Annotated in this window: 6 protein-coding genes and 1 pseudogene; 1 reads left to right on the top strand and 6 read right to left on the bottom strand. The window is 74.4% G+C overall.

What is annotated here, in order from left to right; genetic code table 11:
• From ACSNOH_RS33300 to galU, 6 genes and pseudogenes are all read right to left on the bottom strand, one after another.
• Positions 1-471, bottom strand: a pseudogene (locus ACSNOH_RS33300) (hypothetical protein); the annotation flags it as partial.
• A gap of 151 nt (positions 472-622) precedes the next feature.
• Entirely contained in the window at positions 623-1186 is a 564-nt protein-coding gene (locus ACSNOH_RS33295) for a GNAT family N-acetyltransferase (protein WP_436725184.1), read from the bottom strand.
• Between the two features lie 56 nt (positions 1187-1242).
• Positions 1243-1782 carry a MogA/MoaB family molybdenum cofactor biosynthesis protein gene (locus ACSNOH_RS33290; protein ID WP_436725183.1) on the bottom strand — a complete coding sequence of 180 codons (540 nt, stop codon included), beginning with the start codon at positions 1780-1782 and terminating at the stop codon, positions 1243-1245.
• A gap of 38 nt (positions 1783-1820) precedes the next feature.
• Entirely contained in the window at positions 1821-2363 is a 543-nt protein-coding gene (moaC, locus tag ACSNOH_RS33285) for a cyclic pyranopterin monophosphate synthase MoaC (RefSeq protein ID WP_436725182.1), read from the bottom strand.
• Positions 2364-2390: 27 nt separating this feature from the next.
• Positions 2391-3668 carry a molybdotransferase-like divisome protein Glp gene (gene glp, locus ACSNOH_RS33280; RefSeq protein WP_436725181.1) on the bottom strand — a complete coding sequence of 426 codons (1278 nt, stop codon included), beginning with the start codon at positions 3666-3668 and terminating at the stop codon, positions 2391-2393.
• Between the two features lie 76 nt (positions 3669-3744).
• The gene (galU, locus tag ACSNOH_RS33275; RefSeq protein WP_436725180.1) at positions 3745-4647 is read right to left on the bottom strand and encodes a UTP--glucose-1-phosphate uridylyltransferase GalU; all 903 of its coding nucleotides are present in this window, start codon (positions 4645-4647) and stop codon (positions 3745-3747) included.
• A gap of 51 nt (positions 4648-4698) precedes the next feature.
• On the opposite strand from galU, the gene ACSNOH_RS33270 reads away from it, so the two are divergent.
• Positions 4699-5151: 5-formyltetrahydrofolate cyclo-ligase (locus tag ACSNOH_RS33270; RefSeq protein ID WP_436725179.1), on the top strand; the 453-nt coding region annotated here is incomplete at its 3' end.

Genomic DNA, 5151 nt, shown 5'->3' with positions numbered 1-5151 from the left:
GCGGCGGCGGCGCGCGAGGACCTTCGTGCGCCGGGCGCGCGCGGCGGCGGCCGTCGGGGTCACGGGGGACCCGGCACGCTCCCCGGGGGCGCCCGGGGCGCCCTGCGAGCCCTGGGAGGCCGCGGCCGGGCCCGCCGGGGCCTGCGCCTCCGCGGGGGCCCCGCCACCTCCCCCGGGCATGCCGAAGGGCCGGACGTCGACCATTTCGGTCGGCGCTTCCGGCTCGCTCCCGCGGACCACCGGCTCCGCGGGGTCGCTTGAGACCGGCGCGTCGTCGGCGGCGCGCCCTTCGAGGTCCTTGGCGTAACGGCGCTCCATCCCCGCCCGCCCGGACAAGAGCCGGATGGCGGTGCTGAAGCGTTCCGTCGGACGGGCTTCATTGAGCTCGTCCTGCCTACGGAGCCACATCGGCACCAAGTAGGCGGCCCAGGCCCCGACGATGACTGCGTAGATGAGGCCGCTGCTGCTCACACTTCACACCGTAGAGGGGTACGCGCAGGGGATTCCGCCAATTGGCCCGGTGTGTCGCACGATCCGGCTGATATCTCGAACTTTTTTTGTGATTGTTGGGACCGAGTCCACTCGAATACCGTCGATTGACGGTCATTTTCGAATGTCTATTCTATTTTTGAGGCGTGCCGGGGCGAGAACGGTGCCAGCGCTGCAGAAGCCCCTCCGGGACCTCCTCGGCCGTCAGTGCGTAGACCAGGTGATCGCGCCAGGCGCCGTCGATGTGGAGGTAGCGGGGCCGCAGCCCCTCCTCGCGGAAGCCCAGCTTCTCCACCACGCGGCGGCTGGGGAGGTTCTCCGGCCGGATGCACACCTCCACGCGGTGCAGGCCGACGGCGTGGAAGCAGTGGTCCACCGCGAGCGCGACCGCGGTCGGCATCACGCCGCGGCCCGCGACGGCCTCGTCCACCCAGTAGCCGATGTGGGCGGAGCACATCGAACCCCATGTGATCCCCGCCACGGTCAGCTGGCCCGCCAGCCGGCCCCGGTACTCGATGACGAAGGGCAGCATGCGGCCCGCGTGCGCCTCCGCCCTCAGGTGCCGCACCATCTGCCGGTACGTGGGACGGTGCGCGACCGGGCCGCCCGGCGGGGGCGGCGGGATCGTGGCCTCCCAGGGGCGCAGCCAGTCACGGTTGCGCCGGTTGACCTCGCGCCACTGGTGCTGGTCGCGCATCCGGATGGGGCGCAGGACCACGTCGCCGTCCGCCGGCTCGGCCGGCCAGCCGGCGCTCAGTGCGGGCCCCCCGGTCTCGGGTGGTCGCCCCCGCGGACCTGCTCCACGGCGTGGACCAGCAGCCGGCCCAGCACGGCGAGGCCGTCGCGGACGCCGCCCGTCGACCCGGGCAGGTTCACGATCAGCGTCCGGCCGGCAAGCCCGGCCAGGCCGCGGGAGAGCGCCGCCGTGGGCACCTTGGCCAGGCCCTCGGCGCGGACGGCTTCGGCGATGCCGGGGATCTCGTAGTCGATGACCCGGCGGGTGGCCTCGGGCGTGCGGTCGGTGGGGGAGATCCCGGTGCCGCCGGTGGTGACGATGACGTCGTAGCCGGCGGCGGTGCCCGCGCGCAGGGCCTGCTCGACGGGGTCGCCGTCGGGCACCACCAGCGGACCGTCGACCGCGAAGCCGATCTCGCTCAGTCCCTGGGCGAGGAGGGGCCCGCCCTTGTCCGCGTAGACGCCGGCGGCGGCGCGGTTGGAGGCGGTGACCACCAGCGCGGAGTACGGGGCGAGGAGGGCCTCGCCGAGGCCGGAGGAGTCGCCCGGGAACGGCACCGCGGCCGGCCCGCGGCCGGCGCCGCCGTCGGCCGCGCTCACGCGTCCCCCGCCTCGCGGCGGTAAGGGCCCGACTTGCCGCCCGTCTTCTCCTCCACCCTGATGTCCGTGATCACGGCGGCCTTGTCGACGGCCTTCACCATGTCCACGACCGTCAGGGCCGCCGCGCTCACCGCCGTCATCGCCTCCATCTCCACGCCCGTGCGGTCCGTCGTCCGCACGGTCGCGGTGATCTCCACGGCGTCGTCGGCGACCGACAGGTCGACCTGCACGCCCGAGAGGGCCAGCGGGTGGCAGAGCGGGATCAGGTCGGGGGTGCGCTTGGCGGCCATGATGCCGGCGATGCGGGCGGTGGCGAGGGCGTCGCCCTTGGGGACGCCCTCGCCGCGCAGGAGCGCGACGACGCGCGGCGAGACGAGGACGCGGCCACTGGCGCGGGCCGTGCGCGAGGTGACCTCCTTGGCCGAGACGTCGACCATCCGGGCCGCTCCCGCACTGTCGAGGTGGGTGAGGCGGGAGGGCTCGGGCGAGTCCTGGGCGGCGCTGCTCATGCTTCTCCTGGTCCGGTCCTGTGTGGTCAGACACCGTACCGGCAGCGCCCGTAGAGCTCAGCCCAGCGGGATGACGTCGACCTCGGCGCCCGCCTCCAGCTCCGTGACCTCCTCGGGGACGACGACGAGCGCGTCGGCCTGCGCGAGGGCCTTCACCAGGTGCGAGCCCGCGCCGCCCACGAGCGAGACCGTGCCGGCGGCCGCCTCGTAGCGCGCGCGCAGGAACTGGCGGCGGCCCTTCGGGGACGACGTGACGGCGTCGGTGCACACGGCGCGCACGGTGGGGCGGTCGGCCGGGTCGAGCCCCATGAGGGCCCGCAGCGCGGGGCGGACGAAGAGCTCGAAGGAGACGTAGCAGCTGACGGGGTTGCCGGGGAGGGCGAACAGCGGCACCCGGTCGGGGCCGATCCGGCCGAAGCCCTGCGGCTTGCCGGGCTGCATGGCCAGCCGCCGGAAGGCGACGCTGCCCTCCTCGCCGGCGAGCCCGGACAGCGTCTCCTTGACCACGTCGTACGCGCCGACGCTCACGCCGCCGCTGGTGACGACGGCGTCGGCGCGGATGAGCTGGTCCTCCAGGGTGGCGCGCAGGGTCTCGGCGTCGTCGTCGACGGCGCCGACGCGGTACGCGATCGCGCCGGCGTCCCGCGCGCAGGCGGAGAGGACGAAGCTGTTGGAGTCGTGGATGCGCCCGGGGGCGAGCTCCTCGCCGGGCTGGACGAGCTCGCTGCCGGTGGACATGACGACCACGCGCGGCCGCGGCCGCACCAGGACCGTGGCCCGCCCGATCGCGGCGAGCAGCCCGATCTGGGCCGGGCCGAGGACGGTGCCGGCGGCGAGCGCGAGCTCGCCGGTGCAGGCGTCGCTGCCGCGGGCCCGCACGTGGGCGCGGGCGGCGACGGGCCGGTGGACGCGGACCTCCCCGCCGGAGCGCTCGGGGACCGCGCTGTGGGCCGCCATCGCGTCGGCGGGGCCGGCGCCCGCGCCGCCGTCCGTCCACTCGACGGGGACGACGGCCTCGGCGCCGGGCGGCAGCGGGGCGCCCGTCATGATGCGGGCGGCCTCGCCGGGGCCGACCGTCGGCGGCGTCCCGCTGCCCGCCGCGACGTCGCCGACGACGGTGAGGACGGCCGGGAACTCCTCCGTGGCGCCCTCGACGTCGGCCGTGCGGACCGCGTAGCCGTCCATGGAGCTGTTGTCGAAGGGCGGGAGGGCGGCCGGGACGGTGACGTCCTCGACCAGGACGCACCCCTGAGCCTCGGGCAGCTGCAGCTCGATCGGCTCCAGGGGGCGGATCTTCGCCAGGATGTCGGCGAGGTGCTCGTCCACCGTCCACAGGCGGCCCGGGTCGTCCCGCCCGTCCGGCGGGACGGGGGCGGTGCCGGTGGCCGTGTCGGCGGTGCTGCTCAAGGGGCTACATCTCCTCGGTCACATAGCGACGGAGCCAGGCGCGGAAGTCCGGACCAAGATCTTCGCGCTCGCAGGCCAGTCTGACAATGGCGCGGAGGTAGTCGCCGCGGTCACCGGTGTCGTAACGGCGGCCCTTGAAGATCACGCCGTGCACGGGCCCGCCGAGGCCGGGCTCGGCGGCCAGCGCCTGCAGGGCGTCGGTGAGCTGGATCTCGCCGCCGCGGCCGGGCGGGGTCTCGCGCAGCACGTCGAAGACGGCCGGGTCGAGGACGTAGCGGCCGATCACGGCGTAGTTGCTGGGCGCCTCGGCCGGGTCGGGCTTCTCGACCAGGCCCGTGACCTGCACCACGCCCTCGGCGTCGGTCGGCTTCACGGCCGCGCAGCCGTACATCCCGGTCTGGGCGCGGTCGACCTCCATGAGCGCGATCACACTGCCGCCGTGCTTGCGCTGGATCGCGACCATGTGGGACAGCAGCGGGTCCCGGACGTCGATCAGGTCGTCGCCGAGGAGGACGGCGAAGGGCTCGTTGCCGACGTGCGGGGCGGCGCACAGCACGGCGTGGCCGAGGCCCCGGGGGTCGCCCTGGCGGACGTAGTGCATGGTCGCCAGGTCGCTGGACTCCTGGACGCGCGCGAGCCGCGAGTCGTCGCCCTTGCGGCGCAGCGCCTCTTCCAGCTCGTAGTTGCGGTCGAAGTGGTCCTCGAGCGGTCGCTTGTTACGCCCTGTGATCATGAGGACGTCCGAGAGGCCGGCGAGAACGGCCTCCTCCACCACGTACTGGATCGCCGGCTTGTCGACGACGGGCAGCATCTCCTTGGGCGTGGCCTTGGTGGCAGGCAGGAATCGGGTGCCGAGTCCGGCTGCGGGGATGACAGCCTTACTGATCCGAGGACGCGCATGAGTCATGGGCCGAACACTATCCGTTGAGATTGAGCGGAAGCCGAGGCTCCACCGAGTATGCCCCCACGCAAGGAGTTTGTACGCACAGTGATCAAGTACGACGGTACGAAGGCGGAGTTGCGGCAGGGCCTCCTGGCGGTGAGAGCCGCATTGCCCCCGGATGACCTGGCGGAGACGGGGGCGGCGCTGGCCCGCCGCGCCCTGGAGCTGCCCGAGCTGGCGGAGGCGGGGACGGTGGCCGCCTACGTATCCGTGGGGCGCGAGCCGGGCACGCGCGCGCTCCTGGAAGCGCTCCGCCGCCGGGGGGTGCGGGTGCTGCTCCCCGTCCTCCTGGAGGACAACGATCTGGACTGGGCGGTCTACGACGGTCCGGACCGTCTCGTACGGGCGGGCCGGGGGCTCTTCGAGCCCGGCGGCCCCCGGCTGGGGCCCGAGGCCGTGACGTCGGCCGACGCGGTGCTGCTGCCCGGGCTGGCCGTGGACGCGCGGGGGATGCGGCTGGGGCGGGGC

The sequence above is a fragment of the Streptomyces sp. URMC 127 genome, assembly GCF_051386535.1.
In the GTDB taxonomy this organism is placed as follows: Bacteria; Actinomycetota; Actinomycetes; order Streptomycetales; family Streptomycetaceae; genus Streptomyces.
This window is presented reverse-complemented; position numbering and strand designations above follow the sequence as displayed.

Bases quoted from the DNA above. Each gene is read 5' to 3' on its own strand.
- ACSNOH_RS33295 (WP_436725184.1), bottom strand. From the start codon at position 1,186: ATGCGCGACCAGCACCAGTGGCGCGAGGTCAACCGGCGCAACCGTGAC.
- galU (WP_436725180.1), bottom strand. From the start codon at position 4,647: ATGACTCATGCGCGTCCTCGGATCAGTAAGGCTGTCATCCCCGCAGCC.